This is a genomic window from Pseudomonas sp. MDV22-iso1 (assembly GCF_058145095.1).
Map to the genome: position 1 here is coordinate 59,069 of NZ_JBYVMF010000013.1, position 15,300 is coordinate 74,368.

Sequence of the window (15,300 nt, forward strand, 5' to 3'; positions counted from 1 at the left end):
GGCTCTGTCGGACCTCAGCGACCCGCCACTGGCGTCCATTGCCAGTTCAGTACCTCGGGCATGTCTTGCCCGTGTTCAATGAGGTAAAGCTTGTGTTTCTCCATGATCGACCAATAGCGCGACCGCGCGGTTTGTAACTGATCGTGCAGCCGGGGCACGCGCTCGATGACATCCAGCGCCAATTGATAGCGATCCAGGTTGTTGATCACCGCCATGTCGAACGGTGTGGTGGTCGCGCCCTCCTCCTTGAAGCCACGAACGTGGAAATTCTCGTGATTGTTGCGTTTGTACAACAGTCGGTGGATCAGCGCAGGGTAGCCATGGAAGGCGAAGATCACTGGCTTGTCGACAGTAAACAATTCATCGAACGCACTGTCCGACAAGCCGTGGGGATGCTGGAACGACGGCTGCAGCACCATCAAGTCCACGACATTGACCACCCTCACCCGCAGATCCGGCACGTACTCGCGCAACAGGGTCACGGCAGCCAGGGTCTCCAGGGTCGGGACGTCACCGGCGCAGGCCATGACCACGTCCGGGTCTTGATCATCCCGGCACGCCCAGTCCCATCGGCCAATGCCGGTCTGGCAATGACTGATGGCGGCATCGATATCCAGCCACTGCCATTCCGGTTGCTTGCCGGCGACGATGACATTGATGTAGTTGCGGCTTCTCAGGCAGTGGTCAGCCACCGACAACAGGCAATTGGCATCGGGCGGCAGGTAAATTCGCGCCACGTCCGACTTTTTATTCGCCACCAGATCGATGAACCCCGGGTCCTGGTGAGAGAAACCGTTATGGTCCTGACGCCAGACGTGGGACGTCAGCAAAAAATTGAGCGAAGCAACGGGTTTGCGCCACGGCACCTCGGCGGCGGTTTTCAGCCATTTCGCATGCTGATTGACCATCGAATCGACGATATGGATGAACGCCTCGTAACAGGACAACAAACCATGGCGGCCCGTCAGCAGATAGCCTTCGAGCCAACCCTCGCATACCTGTTCGCTGAGGATTTCCATCACCCGGCCGTCGGCGGCTAGGTTGAGATCATCGGGCTCCAGCGGTTCCATCCATGCCTTGGCACTGACCTCGTAGACCGCATCCAGTCGGTTCGAAGCGGTTTCATCCGGGCCGAACAGACGAAAGTTGCTCGCGCCCAGACTGTTTTTCATCACGTCGCGCAGAAACGAGCCCATGACTCGTGTGGCCTCCGCGCGCAAGCTGCCAGGCACTTCGAACTTCACGGCATAGTCGCTAAAACGCGGCAAATCCAGAGGTCGCAACTGCAGTCCACCGTTGGCATGGGGATTGGCGCTCATGCGCCGGTGCCCGGTGGGTGCCAGTGCAGCGATCTCCGGCAGCAAGGTGCCATTGGCATCAAACAGTTCACCGGGACGATAACTTTCGAGCCATTCCTCCAGTTGCCGCAGGTGAATCGGCTGCTGGAAGTCGGCCAGCGGCACTTGATGCGCGCGCCAGGTGCCTTCAACACGATGGCCATCGACGAACTTCGGCCCGGTCCAGCCTTTGGGCGTGCGCAATATCAGCATTGGCCAAAGCGGTCGCTCTGGTGGTCCGGATGGCCCAGGCCGACGCGCCGCAAGCTGGATTTCACGAATTTTCAGCACCATCGTGTCCAGCGTTTGAGCCATCGCCTGGTGCACCTGCACAGGGTCATCACCTTCGACGAAATACGGGTCGTAACCATAGCCATACATCAGGGCTGACAGTTCCTCCTCACTGATTCTGGACAGCACCGTGGGGTTGGCAATTTTGTAGCCGTTGAGGTGCAGGATCGGCAACACAGCCCCGTCACGTGCCGGGTTGAGGAACTTGTTGGAGTGCCAACTGGCGGCCAGCGTCCCCGTTTCGGCCTCACCGTCACCGATCACGCAGGCGACGATCAGGTCAGGATTGTCAAACGCGGCGCCATAGGCATGGGCCAGGCTATAGCCCAGTTCGCCGCCTTCATGGATCGACCCCGGAATCTGCGCCGAGACATGGCTGGAGATTCCGTAAGGCCATGAAAACTGCCGAAACAGGCGAACCAGACCGTTAGTGTTGCGTTCCACCGAGGGATAAAACTCGGTATACGTCCCTTCCAGATAAGTCTGCGCGACAACCGCTGGCCCACCATGACCGGGGCCGGCAACGAAGAGCATGTTCAGGTCGTACTGATTGATCAACCGATTGAGGTGGGTGTAGATCAGGTTCAGCCCCGGTGTCGTGCCCCAGTGCCCCAACAAGCGCGGCTTGATGTGCGCCAGGGTCAGCGGTTGCGCCAGCAGCGGGTTGTCCTTGAGGTAGATCTGCCCGACGGCCAGATAATTGGAGGCCCGCCAATAGGCATCCAGTCCCTCCAGTTGCTTGTCACTCAGAAAATCGTTCATGTACTTCTCCGCCAACGGCTCGACCTACCGATAGTCATTGGTGGATTCTGGGAGTCTGAAACGTCCAGGACTTGATTTACATCAAGTCTCGCCGTCGGTGATCACGTTGAATGGCGTGGGACTGCTCTGAACATCGGCCCGTAAGACGCGAGTTTTCCCCGTTCGTCGATTACCCCGGCTAACGCCCGAATGAGCTGCGCGCCCAAAGACTCACCATCTATGCTTAGCACACCCCCGGATGGCGTCCCTCCCATGCCTGAAACACGTCCCCTTCAAGTTCATTACCTCAAGGCCGCCTGTTCCAATTGCAGTGTGTTGGAGTTGTGCCTGCCGATTGGCTTGAGCGGCGCGGAAGTCGAACGACTGGATACGCTGATCGTGCAACGCTTCAAGGTCAAAAAGGGTGCCGCGTTGTACCGCACGGGCGACCCGTTGCGTTCGCTTTACGCAGTCCGTATCGGCTCATTCAAGACCAGCATGTTGTCAGTCGATGGTCGTGAACAGGTCACGGGTTTTCACATACCCGGCGAGATGCTCGGTCTGGACGCCATCAGCGCCGATGAGCACGCCTGCAACGCGTTTGCCCTCGAAGACAGCGAAGTCTGCCCCATCCACTTCGCGCAACTGGAGAAACTCGCCCAAAACCTGCCGTCGCTGCAGCACAACCTTAACAGGCTCCTGAGCCGTGAAATCGTGCGTGATCACAGCATGTTGATGCTCATGGGCAATATGAACTCGGATGAGCGACTGGCGGCTTTTCTGCTGAACCTGTCGCAACGTTTCAGTATCCGCGGCTATTCATCCAGAGACTTCGTGCTGAAAATGCGTCGCGAAGAAATCGGCTCCTACCTGGGGCTGCGACTGGAAACCATCTGCCGGGGCATTGCGCACCTGCGGGATCAGGGACTGGTAGAAATATCGGGCCGAGACGTCAAAATCCAGAACATGGAAGGGCTCAAGCAGCTGGTCGCGGGCTGTCATCGCTCCCCACGCTGACATCCGCACGTCTGGAGGATTGTCATGCGTGCCATGTTGCACTGAACGATGCTAATCAGGCCTTGGCGTGCTCAGGGCCGGGCAGTTCAAGGGAGCGATCGTGCTCACCCCCTGATGTTCGACTTGACGGCCAGAATGCTGCCCGGCACCGAGTACAACGCTCGCTCGGTATTACTGCCGATCAACCGGTCAATCCCCACTCGGTGCACCGTGCCCATCACCACCACATCGGCCAGGTATTGCTCGACAAACTCGCTAATCACCGGCACTGGCAGACCCATGACGAAATGCCGCCGCTCCGGCGGTACGCCGTAACGATCGGCCAGGGTGACAAACGCCAGGTGCAGGGATTCACGCAGTTCCTCAACGTAGTCCACGCTCCAGCCACCGCCGACCAGCGGCGCATCGCTATTGAAGGCCGGCGACAAGTCATAGGCGTAAAGCAGGTGCAGCGGCGCGTCGCATTGCAAGGCCAGTGCGTTGGCGTTCTGAATGATGGTGTCGTTCAGGCCGCCGATTTGTGTCGACGGATCAAACGGGTCCACCGCGGCGACGACCCGATGCGGCAAACCGTAACGGGCGTGATTGACCAAGTGCACGGGGATCGGGCATTCGCGCAGCAAGTGACAATCAAGCGGCGTGATGAACACCCGCTTGAGCACAGGCTCCAAGGTGACATCCTTGATCAGCAAGTCCGGCTTGAGATCTTCGACCGCGTTCAATATATCCAGTAGCGGATGGGTCGTGAACACAACTTTGACGGTCACCTCCAGTCCCAGGCCGCTGAGCCGCTCGAACTCTTCGACCTCCCAGCGGCGATAGCGGCGCAGATAGCGCTGATACCCTGCGTCGTCGATTTTCTCTTCCCACACATGCACGATCGGTGCGGGCTCGACAAAGGCCCGCACATCCAGCACAGCCCCACTCGCCTTGGCCAACGCGACGGCACGCAGCAGGGCGGGAGACTGATGCAGGGTTTGGTCGGCGATCAGCAACAAACGTTGATATAGACCCATCACACACCTCGACTCGACACCGGTCGTTAAACGCCGGAGGTTTCACCATGCGCTAGTTGCCCCCTCCCCCAGGTTGATTTACATCAAACACGCGTAAATGAATTCTCACGTTACGTCTCTCTGATCCAGATCAGATTCTGGCGGTGCCGGCGGCGTAGAAAGGAATGAACCGCGGGGCCCATCACCACGCGCCAACTTTTCAAACCCATGGAGGATCACCCCATGCTCACCGTCAAAGACCACAATGATCGTGCCGCTGCCGCCTACGCCGCGGTCACCGGACAACACTGGATCGAAGCGCTCAAGGATGGTCGTCACGTGCTGATACGGCCGCTGGCGGAAAAAGACCGCGAGCGTGAATACGCCTTTATCAAACGGCTGTCTCCCGAGTCCCGGCACATGCGTTTTCTTGCGCAGATCAACGAACCTGGCGCCGCCATGCTTAACCAGTTGATGGACACCGATAACAAACAGCGCACAGCCTACATCGCGCTGGTCCACGAAAACGGCCAATAGATTGAGATCGGCGTCAGCCGCTACGCCGCCACGGGCGAGCATGAATGTGAATGCGCCGTGACAGTCGCCGATGAATGGAAACACCTGGGGCTGGGTACGTTACTGATGGAGCATCTGATCAAGGCCGCCCGCAGAAACGGTTTTCGGCAGATGTATTCGGTGGATGCCTCCAGCAATGCGCCGATGCGCGACCTGGCCAAGGCACTGGGTTTCGAGACGCACAATGATCCCGATGACAGCCGTCAGGTCATCCATCGCCTTTACCTGTAAACAATCGCCCCGCGATGTGCCGGCCAACGGTGCATTGCGGGGCTGTCCACGTCTCAGGATTGCAACATCTCGCTTGGTTTGATCGCCAGTACACTGCAAGGCGCCCGGTGCAAGAGTTGTTCGGCCGTGGTCCCCAGCAGCTTGTTCAACCCCTTGTGCTGCACCGTTCCCATTACGATGACATCGGTGCGGTGGTCAGCGGCAAATTCACAAATACTGGACACCGGTGCGCCCTCGATAAAGTGCCGACATTCCGATGGCACGCCGTGACGCTCTGCCAGGGCCGCAAACGCCCCGTGCTGAGCCACGCCCAACGCTTCATAAATTCCGACGGCCAGCGGCAGCGCACCAAATCCCATGTCCTGCGCATACACGGTCGTCCAGTCAAAGACATACAGCAGCTCAAGCCGGGCGTCACATTGTTCAGCCAGCTTGGTCGCAGCGTCGATAATCTGGTCGTTGAACACGTGGTCCTGCTCTTCGCTGCGCAGCACATCGACGATGGCCAGCACGTTGCGGGGTCGTGGATTGAGGGCATTGGTCACCAGATGCACCGGTACCGGACAATCGCGCAGCAACTGCCAGTCCAGCGGCGTGAAAAACACCCGTCTCAACGCCGACTCTTCCTGGGCATCCTTGATGATCAGCACCAGTGGCATTTCGTTGACCAAGTGCAGAATCTCCTCGTAAGGATGCTGTACCCACACCACCTCACTGGTGACCTCGACACCGTGTTGACTCAACAACGCGGCTTGCTCCGCGAGCCATTGTCGATGGGTTTGTAAATAACCGTCCCGTGCCAGGCTCATCTGCTCATGGGCGAACAGGCCAGCCACCGCGAGAGCCTGCAAATAGTCGAACGCCACGATGTGCAACGGTAATTGCATAACGAGTGCCAACGCGGCGGCACGGTCGAACGCCGGCGTGCGGGTCATGGCTGAGGGGGCTATTAACAGTAAACGCGGAGTCTGCGACATGGGACACCTCGGCACGCGGCCATCTGGATGGAGTGAGTAGAACTCCAGATTGAGCGTTACCGCCAGAGGCGACTTGATCTTTATCAGCAACGACGCTCGGTTTAACGTTACTGAAGACAGATAAAGTTGATCTTGATCAACCGATCGCCTCCCCGGCCAGCGGCAAGATGAGCCTGAGGCTTCACTACCCAGAAGCACCGTTGCGATTGCGCACAGGCGTCGCTGGATTACCCACGGGAGATTTGTCATGTCTGAGCACTCACGTTTGATGCTGGTCGTCTCGCCCCTGATGGAAAACAGCCCCGCGTTCGACCGGGCCGCGGCGTTGGCCAAGGCTTCGGGTGCGGCATTGCATATTGTGGCGTTCGATTACCTGGAAGGGCTGGCGACAGCCGGGATGGTCAACGAACAAGCGCTGGAGCAGATGCGACTCGGGTATGTCGAGCGCCATCGCCAATGGCTCGAAGAGCAGGCCCGTCCCTTACGCAAAATCGGCGTGCACGTCACCACCGAAGTGGTCTGGGTGGAAAGACCCTTGCAGGAAATCCTCATTCACCTTAAAGAACAGCCGATGACCGCACTGATCAAGGCACTCGAATACGAGTCACTGCTGTCGCGCCTGATGTTCACACCGCTCGATATCCATCTACTGCGCGAATGCCCCGTGCCTTTGCATTTTGTCAGTCACGTGCAGCACGCCCTGCCACGCAAGATTGTCGCCGCAGTTGATCCTTTCCATCGCGATAGCCAATACGAAGGTTTCAACGACAGGATTTTGCGCGAGGCCTCAAAACTGGCGAGCACCTGTAATGCGACGCTCGATGTGATCTATGCCCATGACCTGTCATCCATCAGCACCGACGAATTCGGCTTCGAAAACGCTTCTGCATTCTTTTCCTCGGGTACTGCCAAGACGCTGTTCGATGCACAGGGCGATGCCTTCCGCGAGCTGGCGGAGCGCAACGGGATTCCGCCGGAGCGCCAGCACATGATCATGGGCAACCCGACCAAGGTTCTCTCCAGTTACGCGGACGCCTATGGCATCGACGTCATCGTCATGGGCCGGATCGGCCATCGGGGCATAGGTCGATTGGTCGGCAATACGGTGGAACATCTGCTGTACAAAATGCCCTGCAGCGTGTGGGTGGTTTCTCCAGAAGAACTGGCTGACTGAAAGACGCCCACGAATCAGAGAGAGGGAGAATGGGGTGTCAGCGCACCGCTGAACAATGCCGCCAACCCAATGCTTGCGAGCAGTGGGATTGGGTGGCGGCATCAACAGGATCACCTGATCGCTACACCGGTACTGGTGGTTTCCATCAGTGACCGGCGCTTTGACCTCCATCGACGTGCAGGATTTCCCCAGTGACGAAGTTGGCGCTGTCCAGGTACAGCACCGCCCCGACAATGTCTTGCACCTCGCCCATGTGGCCGACCGGATGCAGGCTGCCCAGAGCGGCGTGGCTTTCCTCACCATGCATCGGGGTCTTGATGATGCCCGGCGATACAGCGTTAACGCGGATGCCGCGCTTGGCGTACTCGATCGCCAGGGATTTGGTCGCGGCGTTCATGCCGCCTTTGGTCAGCGACGCCAGCACCGATGGCACGCCATCGATGGCGTGATCGACCAGCGTTGTGGTGATGCTGACCACATGTCCACCCTCACCTTGTTTCTCCATCTGGGCAATCGCCTGCTGCGACATGTGGAAGAAGCTGCCCATGTTGGTGGCCACGGTGTTTACGTAATCTTCGCGGGTATAGGCCGTGAACGGCTTGGCCAGGAAGATCCCGGCGTTGTTCACCAGAGTGTCAATACGCCCGAAACGCGCTACGCCTTCGCGGATGATTTTCTCGGCAGTCGCCGGATCGGCAATGTCACCTGCGACGGTCAGGATGTCCGGATCGGATGACGGTTTGATAGAGCGCGAAGTCGCAACTACTTGATAGCCGAGTTTACGAAAACCTTCGACGATCCCTGCGCCAAGACCCTGGGATGCGCCAGTAACCACGACGACTTTTTTTGAATGGCTCATGATAATTCCTCGATAGATTATGAAAGTAGTTTCAATGGAACAGTCGGGCCATCAGGCTGCCGCGGACTCGCGCGCCATTTGCCTGAGGACCTGTTCGTATTCCGCGACTGACTGCGATCCGGACACTAGATGACCACCGTTCATCACCATGGCCGGGACCGAGTTGATGCCGCGTTGAAGGTAAAAACCTTCCAGCTCTCTGATTTCCGTGGCGAACTCGCCGGTGTCCAGTATCTGCCGGGCGCGAGCGGCGCAAAGTCCCGCTTCACCGGCCAGGCGCACCAGGGTTTCAGGGTCGCTGGGGTTCTGGCCGTCGGTGAAATACGCCTTTAGCAGGATGTTCTTCAGCGCGATCTGTCGACCGTCTTGCGCCGCCCAGAACAACAGCCTGTGAGCATCGAAGGTGTTGTAGAAATGGCTGCGTTTTGCCAGGTCAAACTCAAAGCCGATGGCCTTGCCGCGGGCGATCACGCTGTCATTACGCGAGGCAACTTCCCCGGCGCTGCGACCATATTTGCGCATCATGTGACTGACTGCGTGTTCACCCTCGGCCGGCATATCCGGATTGAGTTCGAAGGGTTTAAACGTCAGCTCGACGACAACTTCGCCGGCAAGATTGGCGATGGCCTGTTGCAAGGCCGTGGCGCCAAGCGCACACCAGGGGCACACGACATCCGACACAAAATCAACTCTGACGGGCTTCATGACGTGGGTTCCGCCAGCGACTTGCGGTACTCGGTGGTGGTTATTCCAGCGTAGCCCCAGTTATCGGTATCCACTTCCTCGATCACGATATGCGTCAGGTGCGGATCCTTGTTGAGCACGGTCTCCATGGTTTTGGTGATCTCGGCGATGACCTGAGCTTTCTGTTCTTTGGTAACGCCGTCGCGGGTAATACGAACACTGATGAAAGGCATGGGAGTGTCTCCAGTTCGCTCCCCATCGGCATGATGAGGCGGCAAGTGGAATGAACTGTAGAAGGTTGCCTGGAATGGATAAATGCGAGGCTGGGTACATCATTTGTGACGCGATGTAATGAATCGAGCGTAGCCAACCTTTGCAGGGCCATGGCTCAACGTTATGCTTTCGCGCACCTCGCCGATTACTCAGTGTGATTAATATGAAGCGCCATTTTGATGACCTGCAGCTTGGAAGCATCGAGCTGTTTTGCCTCGCCTCGGAAACGGGCAGTTTTACGGCAGCAGCGCAGGTAGCCGGTGTTACGCCTGCGGCAGTAAGCCGCTCGATTTTACGTCTTGAAGAGCGCTTGGGATCACGCCTGTTCGTGAGAACCACGCGCAGCATCCGGATGACTGAACCGGGACGGGTGTTCTACGAACAGTGCCGACAAGCCCTGACTCAACTGGTGGAAGCGCAACAAGAAGTCATGGGCGCTCAATCGAAGCCGTCAGGACAGCTGCGCATCAGTCTTCCTACCACGTACGGGCACCACCGGATCTTGCCGCTTCTGCCGAAATTTCGAGCGCTTTATCCAGACGTCACCGTTGATATCCACTTGGGTAACCGAAATATCGACTTTGTGGCGGAGGGCTATGATCTGGCGATTCGGGTCCGGGCTCAACCGGACTCTAACCTGATTGCCCGCTTGCTCGAAGACGCAAAACTGGTAGTGGTCGCGACACCTGAATACCTGGCCAAGGCAGGCACGCCAACGACGCTGGATGACCTTGTCGCTCACGAGTGCATTCAATTTGAACTGCCCAGCAGCGGTCGACGCATCTCATGGCTGTTCAACGTCGAGGGCAAACAACGTGAGGTCTTCGCTGAGGGCGGATATTGCTGTTCGGATGATGTGCTGGGCGGCGTAACCCTGGCCAAACACAGTGCCGGTCTCTTCCAGACTTACCAATTCATTGTCGAGCGAGAACTGGCCGATGGGACCCTCGTCGAGGTGCTCCAACCCTACAATGGCCGCTCCAGGCCCTACACCCTTCTCTACCCCCATGGCCGCTACGTTCCTCAGCGGGTAAGAGCATTCGTCGACTTTCTGTTGCAGTATCGGACCGACTGGGCGGCATGAGGCCCAATCCGGTGGTGAGGTTGGCTCTTCATTGATTAAACCTACTAGTTGGTAGACTATTAGATTAGTACCCTGCAGACCTGCCACCACCCCCGAGAGAGAAACCCATGGACCTGCGCAAACTATCCACTTCCCTGCCGCCAGTTCCTTCTGTCTTACCGAACGCTTCAGGCACCCCCAACAATCCGCGAGCAAAGCCTGCGGGGCCAGACTTTCAGTCCCGATTAAGCAGTCAATCCAGACCCCATCTCTTGCCGCCCGATCCGGTAAGCACGCAGGCACTATCAGAATCGATCGCCAATCTCTCACGCCGCCCGGACGTGGAAGTGATGCTTCAATCACTGGCATGGCGCAAGAACGCCAGGAGTGCCTCCTGTGGGAATGCTCTCATCGCGGACGTTCCTTGCTGGGGCGGTCTCAATGCTGCAGCAATTGCCGTGGCGCTGTCTGGAAGCACCCTCATCTGGGTACCGTTCGAGCCCATTCGAGCGCCACTGCAATCGCCGCACTTTCGTGTTTTGCGCCGGCGCAAGGCTGTTGCAGCCGAAGGTCTCCCGGCTGGACGTCCGCTCTCCTCTACGGAATTGCCCAGTCAATAAGCCTTTTGCACAGACAGGCGTTTCATTAGATTTGCGAAAGGCCACCGTCGACCATCAGTTCCACGCCGTTGACGTAACAGGCGTCAGCCGATGCAAGGAACAGTGCGCACGACGCTATGTGTTCCGGTTGGGCCATGTAGCCCAGCGGCACGATTTGCTCTACGTGGTTTTTAAGTGCTTCGATCTGGCTCTCATCCATCTTTAGTCCGTTGTCCATCAACGGTGTTCTGGTAAAGCCGGGGCTGAGCACGTTCGCGCGAATTTTTCGGCCTTTGAGTTCATTGGCCCACGTGCGCGCAAATGAACGCACTGCAGCTTTGGACGCGTTGTACAGACTCAAACCTTCCATCCCGTTGCTGGAACAAATGGAGGCAGTCAGTACGATTGACGAGCCATCCTTCATCAACGGCAACAGCGTCTGAACGGTGAAAAATACGCCCTTAACGTTGATATCAAACAGGTTGTAGTAAGCGGCTTCTGTCGTTTCACCCACCGGGTTTTTTTCGCATATACCGGCATTGGCGAACACCGCGTCGAGTTGACCGTCCTGTTCTTCGACCAGGGATTTGAGCGTATCGAGATCGGCCTGCCGAGCGACGTCAGACACCACCGCCACGGCCTTATCGCCCAACACGGTAACCGCAGCGTCCAGCGTTGCCGCCGAGCGTCCGGTGATATAAACGCGTTTAGCGCCCTCGGCTAACAGTGCTTGGGCAATCGCAAAGCCGATGCCCGTCGAGCCGCCAGTGACGACCGCCACTTGATTGATAAATTTGCCAGACATGTTTTGACTCCTGAGTAACGCAGATAGGGTGAGTTGAAAATTTGGCTACTGCTCGGCGCTGGAGTCAGTCAAGGTTCGGGCTGACCGAAACGCCGAAAGGAGCAGTTGCTTTTGGTAAACGAGGCATCGAGGCATACACAGACAGCAGCGCTGAAACGACCAGGCAGGCAGCGATGCCCAGCAGACTTGCAATGAATCCGGTGGCTAGCGAGGAAGGGGTTTGCGCAGGAGTCGCCAGTGCGTAAAACACTCCACCGAGTACTGCCACCCCCAGCGCGGCGCTGATCTGCAAGGCCGAATTGACTACGCCGGAGATCATTCCTGATCCGCCGGGTGGTGCACGATCTATCACGGTTCGAATAAGTGTTGGCAGCGCCCAACCCTGGCCAAACCCGAGTAACCCCACTGCGAGGATCACGAGCGCCAATTGAGGGCTCTCCCCTGCCGGCGCGATAGCGACCGCTACGCTCAGGATCAGACATCCCAGTACCTCAAGCATCATTCCAATGGCGGGAACAAAACGGCCGAACAAGCGGATAGCAAAGGGAGTTGTCAAAGGGCCAATCAGAAAGCCCACGCCAAACGGGACGAACATCATCCCCGAGGTCAATGGCGTTGCCCCCAGCGCGTCCTGTAGGTAAATCGAAAACGTTAGAAAGAATGCCGATATCACGTAGAAAAACAGTACGCCCGTCAGCCCGGCGATCAGGCCGGGTGCTCGACTGAGTTGCGGACTGACCAGTGGTGTGCCGCCTCGACGCTCCAGCGCGATCTCGTGGCGCCAAAAGGCCGCAGCGACTGCCGGTGATCCAAGCAGCAACAGACAAAGCCACCATGGCCACCCTGCTTCCCGGCCTTCAACCAACGGTACAACCAGCAGCCCAACGGTCAGCGCACATAGCAGTACTCCAATGCGATCCAGTGGCGCCGGAGTCTGGCTCCGGGTATCGGGAAGCAGCCGTATTCCGCCAATGAAAACAGCGATGACGATGGGCAGGTTTATCAAGAAAACTGCACGCCATTGCAGGCCCCAAACATTCATCGATATCAGCAGGCCTCCAAGTGCCTGAGCGACAACCGCCGCGAAGCCAATCGTCGCGCCATACACCGCCAACGCACGCGAACGTTCATGCTCCGGAAACAGAGCATGAATGGACGCCAGGCCCTGAGGTGCCATTGCCGCCGCGCTCAAACCTTGCAACACACGTCCGCAGATCAATATCGTCGGCGAGTTGGCAAGGCCACAGATCAAGGAGGCAACGCCGAAGCCGGCCATACCCGCAACGAACACTCGGCGGCGGCCCAGCAGATCACCCAGGCGACCTCCCGTGATCAGAAAAACGGCATAGCTGGCGGCATAGCCCGAGATCACCCATTGAACTTGTGCGGGGGTAATAGCCAGGCCACTGCGGATTGAGGGCAACGCAACATTGACGATGAAAAAGTCCAGCGGCGGAAGAAACGCACCGATCAGAAGAACAGCGAACGCAAACCATCGGCGCGAGTCGGCTGCCGGGGCGCAATCCAGTTTGGATGTCATTGGGCAACTCCAGAGAGACACAGCTAGCTGGCGCAGGCAGACTTCATATTCATTCATGTCCGCTGCCTGGCAGATAAAACGGCAAGCCCCAGGGGTTGTTGCCGTAGTTGAGGGTCTATTGTCCGAGTCGACGAGCGTCAGCGGCACTGCCAGAGATGCACATTCCTCGTGCATTTTTGTAAGGCTGCCACCGATATTCATGTGAAACCCCTCTCGCTTGCCGCATGACGTGGATGGATCAATTGTGCGGTGGGCCGGGGTTGCCACGGGACTGCCATTGCTGCATCTTCGCCGTACATTTTCGTTAGAGGTGGACGATGGACTGGAACGACTTGCGCGTCTTCCTGGCGATAGTCCGCACCGGCTCGCTGGGCGCCGCCGCGAAGCAACTTGGCGTGAGTCACCCCACCGTGGGGCGGCGACTGCACGTTCTTGAGCAGCACAGCGGGCAGGTTTTTTTCCGCCGCACCGGGCAAGGCCTGGTACTGACGGATAGCGGTGAAAAAATTCTGGGGCTGGCCGAGGAAATGGAGCGAAGCGCGCTTTCAATTGAGCGGCACCTCGCCGGCGACAGCGGTCAACCTGAGGGGCTGTTGCGGATTTCATCGGCTGACTGGTTCGCCTGTTATGTGCTGGCACCCGTACTCAGCGAACTGTCTCGACGATACCCATTGATTGTTCCGGAAGTCATCGCCGGGCATCGCCTGTTCGACCTGACGCGTCGTGATGCGGATATCGCCTTTCGCATTGTGCCGTTCACCGAACCGGACATCGTTCAACGTCGACTCACGACACTCAACTACGGACTCTACGTTGCTGCGCACTTGCCTTTCTCACCCGCGCAAGATGGAGGAGGCCTCGGGTTGATCCTTATGAACACAGCACAAGCTCACTACCCTGACGTGCTGTGGCTACAGCAGATGTTTCCCCGCGCGAAAACCGTGTTCACCAGCAGCAGCCGTACCGTGCAAGCACAGATGTGCGGTCGCGGATTGGGCGTGGCGGTTTTGCCCCGTGTATTAGGCGATCAATTGACCGCCCTCACATTGATAGACGTCGGCAGTGAGCCACCAGGGCGCGATATCTGGATGGGGTATCACCACGACATGCGGCAGATGGACAGGCTCCGTGCCCTCGCAAATCTCGCAGGCGAAATGATCGGGACCTAATGGCCACGGCGCTCAGTGCGAGGAAACGTAGAGGGACGCCGTCGCAGGCGCAGGCGCAGGCAGCGCGTAGGTCGCCTTCATCCAGGCGATTTCCGCATGGGGCGTGCGGCCAAAGAACCGTTTGAACTCGCGGCTGAACTGCGAGGGGCTTTCATAGCCGACGCTGAAGGCCGCCGATGAGGCTGAGACGTTGTTGCGCAACATCAACAGGCGGGCTTGATGCAGGCGGGTGGATTTCAGGTATTGCATCGGTGATGAGTCGGTGACTGTCCGAAAATGCAGATGGAAGTTAGGCACACTCATCCCCGCCTCCTGCGCCAGGGTTTCCACGTCCAGCCGCTCCTCGTAGCAGCTGTGGATCTTGCGAATGGCGCGCGTCACCTTTGCGAAGTGTCCCTGTGCGCCGAGCGCTGCACGCATTGATCCGCCCTGCTCGCCGGCGATGATGCGGTAATAGATTTCTCGCACCAGCGACGGACCGAGAATCCGCGCGTCGACCGGATGGCTCATGGCTTCGATGAAGCGCAGTGTCGACTCGCTGAGCCTTTCGTCCATTGGCGAGGCATACATGCCTCTGGGCTCGGCATAACTCGGACCGATCGTTTCGTCGATCTCCAGGATCAGTTCGCCGGCGAGCTTGAAATCCAGTCGAATGTAGACAGCCAGCATCGGCTCTTCCTCGCTGGCGTCAGTCTCCATCGTGAACGGCACCGGCACTGAAACCACCAGATAATGCCGGGCGTCGTAAACATAGACTTCTTCTCCCAGGTAACCGCGCTTGCGCCCCTGGCAGAGGATGACGATACCCGGCTCATACAGCACCGGCGTTCGGGTCAATGGACGGTTGGAACGCAAAAAACGGATGTCATCCAGCGGGCTCAGGTTATAGCCCTCCAGCGGTGCCAGCTGTTTCATCAGCTCGATCATGCGCCGAGCACGCGCGGTACTGTGGTCCATAGGCAGCCCTTT

13 protein-coding genes and 1 pseudogene are annotated in these 15,300 nt (G+C 58.2%); 5 read left to right on the top strand and 9 right to left on the bottom strand.

The window, feature by feature from the left end:
- Window positions 1–14: 14 nt before the first annotated feature.
- Window positions 15–2,390, bottom strand: a complete 2,376-nt coding sequence (locus AC3ZVB_RS16170; RefSeq protein WP_490147112.1) for a phosphoketolase family protein — start codon at window positions 2,388–2,390, stop codon at window positions 15–17.
- A gap of 252 nt (window positions 2,391–2,642) precedes the next feature.
- Between AC3ZVB_RS16170 and fnr the strand changes: the two genes are divergently transcribed.
- A complete protein-coding gene (gene fnr / locus AC3ZVB_RS16175; RefSeq protein WP_490147113.1) occupies window positions 2,643–3,386 on the top strand; it encodes a fumarate/nitrate reduction transcriptional regulator Fnr in 744 nt (247 codons plus the stop codon).
- A gap of 104 nt (window positions 3,387–3,490) precedes the next feature.
- Here fnr and AC3ZVB_RS16180 read toward each other — a convergent pair whose 3' ends face one another.
- The gene (locus AC3ZVB_RS16180) at window positions 3,491–4,402 is read right to left on the bottom strand and encodes a universal stress protein (RefSeq protein ID WP_490147114.1); all 912 of its coding nucleotides are present in this window, start codon (window positions 4,400–4,402) and stop codon (window positions 3,491–3,493) included.
- Between the two features lie 222 nt (window positions 4,403–4,624).
- Here AC3ZVB_RS16180 and AC3ZVB_RS16185 point away from each other — a divergent pair.
- A pseudogene (locus AC3ZVB_RS16185) lies at window positions 4,625–5,188 on the top strand (GNAT family N-acetyltransferase).
- Between the two features lie 53 nt (window positions 5,189–5,241).
- Here AC3ZVB_RS16185 and AC3ZVB_RS16190 read toward each other — a convergent pair.
- Window positions 5,242–6,165, bottom strand: a complete 924-nt coding sequence (locus tag AC3ZVB_RS16190) for a universal stress protein (RefSeq protein WP_490147115.1) — start codon at window positions 6,163–6,165, stop codon at window positions 5,242–5,244.
- A gap of 247 nt (window positions 6,166–6,412) precedes the next feature.
- Here AC3ZVB_RS16190 and AC3ZVB_RS16195 point away from each other — a divergent pair, with 247 nt between their 5' ends.
- Window positions 6,413–7,339 carry a universal stress protein gene (locus AC3ZVB_RS16195; RefSeq protein WP_490147116.1) on the top strand — a complete coding sequence of 309 codons (927 nt, stop codon included), beginning with the start codon at window positions 6,413–6,415 and terminating at the stop codon, window positions 7,337–7,339.
- 145 nt (window positions 7,340–7,484) lie between these two features.
- Here AC3ZVB_RS16195 and AC3ZVB_RS16200 read toward each other — a convergent pair whose 3' ends face one another.
- The 3 genes from AC3ZVB_RS16200 to AC3ZVB_RS16210 are packed head-to-tail and all read right to left on the bottom strand — an operon-like array spanning window position 7,485 to window position 9,115.
- Window positions 7,485–8,198, bottom strand: coding sequence for an SDR family NAD(P)-dependent oxidoreductase (locus AC3ZVB_RS16200; protein ID WP_162438039.1), 714 nt, complete (start codon window positions 8,196–8,198; stop codon window positions 7,485–7,487).
- A 51-nt stretch (window positions 8,199–8,249) separates the two neighbouring features.
- Window positions 8,250–8,903 (bottom strand): DsbA family oxidoreductase, encoded by a 654-nt coding sequence (locus AC3ZVB_RS16205; RefSeq protein ID WP_490147117.1) that lies wholly within the window; start codon window positions 8,901–8,903, stop codon window positions 8,250–8,252.
- A complete protein-coding gene (locus AC3ZVB_RS16210) occupies window positions 8,900–9,115 on the bottom strand; it encodes a tautomerase family protein (protein ID WP_162438041.1) in 216 nt (71 codons plus the stop codon). The genes AC3ZVB_RS16205 and AC3ZVB_RS16210 overlap by 4 nt, the downstream gene beginning before the upstream one ends.
- A gap of 203 nt (window positions 9,116–9,318) precedes the next feature.
- On the opposite strand from AC3ZVB_RS16210, the gene AC3ZVB_RS16215 reads away from it, so the two are divergent.
- Window positions 9,319–10,239, top strand: coding sequence for a LysR family transcriptional regulator (locus AC3ZVB_RS16215; RefSeq protein ID WP_194693166.1), 921 nt, complete (start codon window positions 9,319–9,321; stop codon window positions 10,237–10,239).
- Window positions 10,240–10,863: 624 nt separating this feature from the next.
- Here AC3ZVB_RS16215 and AC3ZVB_RS16220 read toward each other — a convergent pair.
- Both AC3ZVB_RS16220 and AC3ZVB_RS16225 read right to left on the bottom strand, forming a co-directional pair.
- Window positions 10,864–11,622 carry an SDR family oxidoreductase gene (locus AC3ZVB_RS16220; protein ID WP_490147118.1) on the bottom strand — a complete coding sequence of 253 codons (759 nt, stop codon included), beginning with the start codon at window positions 11,620–11,622 and terminating at the stop codon, window positions 10,864–10,866.
- A gap of 64 nt (window positions 11,623–11,686) precedes the next feature.
- Window positions 11,687–13,363, bottom strand: coding sequence for an MFS transporter (locus tag AC3ZVB_RS16225; protein WP_490147119.1), 1,677 nt, complete (start codon window positions 13,361–13,363; stop codon window positions 11,687–11,689).
- A 116-nt stretch (window positions 13,364–13,479) separates the two neighbouring features.
- On the opposite strand from AC3ZVB_RS16225, the gene AC3ZVB_RS16230 reads away from it, so the two are divergent.
- A complete protein-coding gene (locus AC3ZVB_RS16230; RefSeq protein ID WP_490147120.1) occupies window positions 13,480–14,331 on the top strand; it encodes a LysR family transcriptional regulator in 852 nt (283 codons plus the stop codon).
- Between the two features lie 12 nt (window positions 14,332–14,343).
- On the opposite strand, the gene AC3ZVB_RS16235 is transcribed toward AC3ZVB_RS16230, so the two are convergent.
- Window positions 14,344–15,288: an AraC family transcriptional regulator gene (locus AC3ZVB_RS16235; protein ID WP_490147121.1), complete on the bottom strand. Its 945-nt coding sequence runs from the start codon at window positions 15,286–15,288 to the stop codon at window positions 14,344–14,346.
- Window positions 15,289–15,300: the final 12 nt, after the last annotated feature.

Coding starts and splice junctions, on each gene's coding strand:
- AC3ZVB_RS16235 (WP_490147121.1), bottom strand. CDS start 15,288: ATGGACCACAGTACCGCGCGTGCTCGGCGCATGATCGAGCTGATGAAA.
- AC3ZVB_RS16225 (WP_490147119.1), bottom strand. CDS start 13,363: ATGAATATCGGTGGCAGCCTTACAAAAATGCACGAGGAATGTGCATCT.
- AC3ZVB_RS16220 (WP_490147118.1), bottom strand. CDS start 11,622: ATGTCTGGCAAATTTATCAATCAAGTGGCGGTCGTCACTGGCGGCTCG.
- AC3ZVB_RS16205 (WP_490147117.1), bottom strand. CDS start 8,903: ATGAAGCCCGTCAGAGTTGATTTTGTGTCGGATGTCGTGTGCCCCTGG.
- AC3ZVB_RS16200 (WP_162438039.1), bottom strand. CDS start 8,198: ATGAGCCATTCAAAAAAAGTCGTCGTGGTTACTGGCGCATCCCAGGGT.
- AC3ZVB_RS16210 (WP_162438041.1), bottom strand. CDS start 9,115: ATGCCTTTCATCAGTGTTCGTATTACCCGCGACGGCGTTACCAAAGAA.
- AC3ZVB_RS16180 (WP_490147114.1), bottom strand. CDS start 4,402: ATGGGTCTATATCAACGTTTGTTGCTGATCGCCGACCAAACCCTGCAT.
- AC3ZVB_RS16190 (WP_490147115.1), bottom strand. CDS start 6,165: ATGTCGCAGACTCCGCGTTTACTGTTAATAGCCCCCTCAGCCATGACC.
- AC3ZVB_RS16170 (WP_490147112.1), bottom strand. CDS start 2,390: ATGAACGATTTTCTGAGTGACAAGCAACTGGAGGGACTGGATGCCTAT.
- AC3ZVB_RS16215 (WP_194693166.1), top strand. CDS start 9,319: ATGAAGCGCCATTTTGATGACCTGCAGCTTGGAAGCATCGAGCTGTTT.
- fnr (WP_490147113.1), top strand. CDS start 2,643: ATGCCTGAAACACGTCCCCTTCAAGTTCATTACCTCAAGGCCGCCTGT.
- AC3ZVB_RS16230 (WP_490147120.1), top strand. CDS start 13,480: ATGGACTGGAACGACTTGCGCGTCTTCCTGGCGATAGTCCGCACCGGC.
- AC3ZVB_RS16195 (WP_490147116.1), top strand. CDS start 6,413: ATGTCTGAGCACTCACGTTTGATGCTGGTCGTCTCGCCCCTGATGGAA.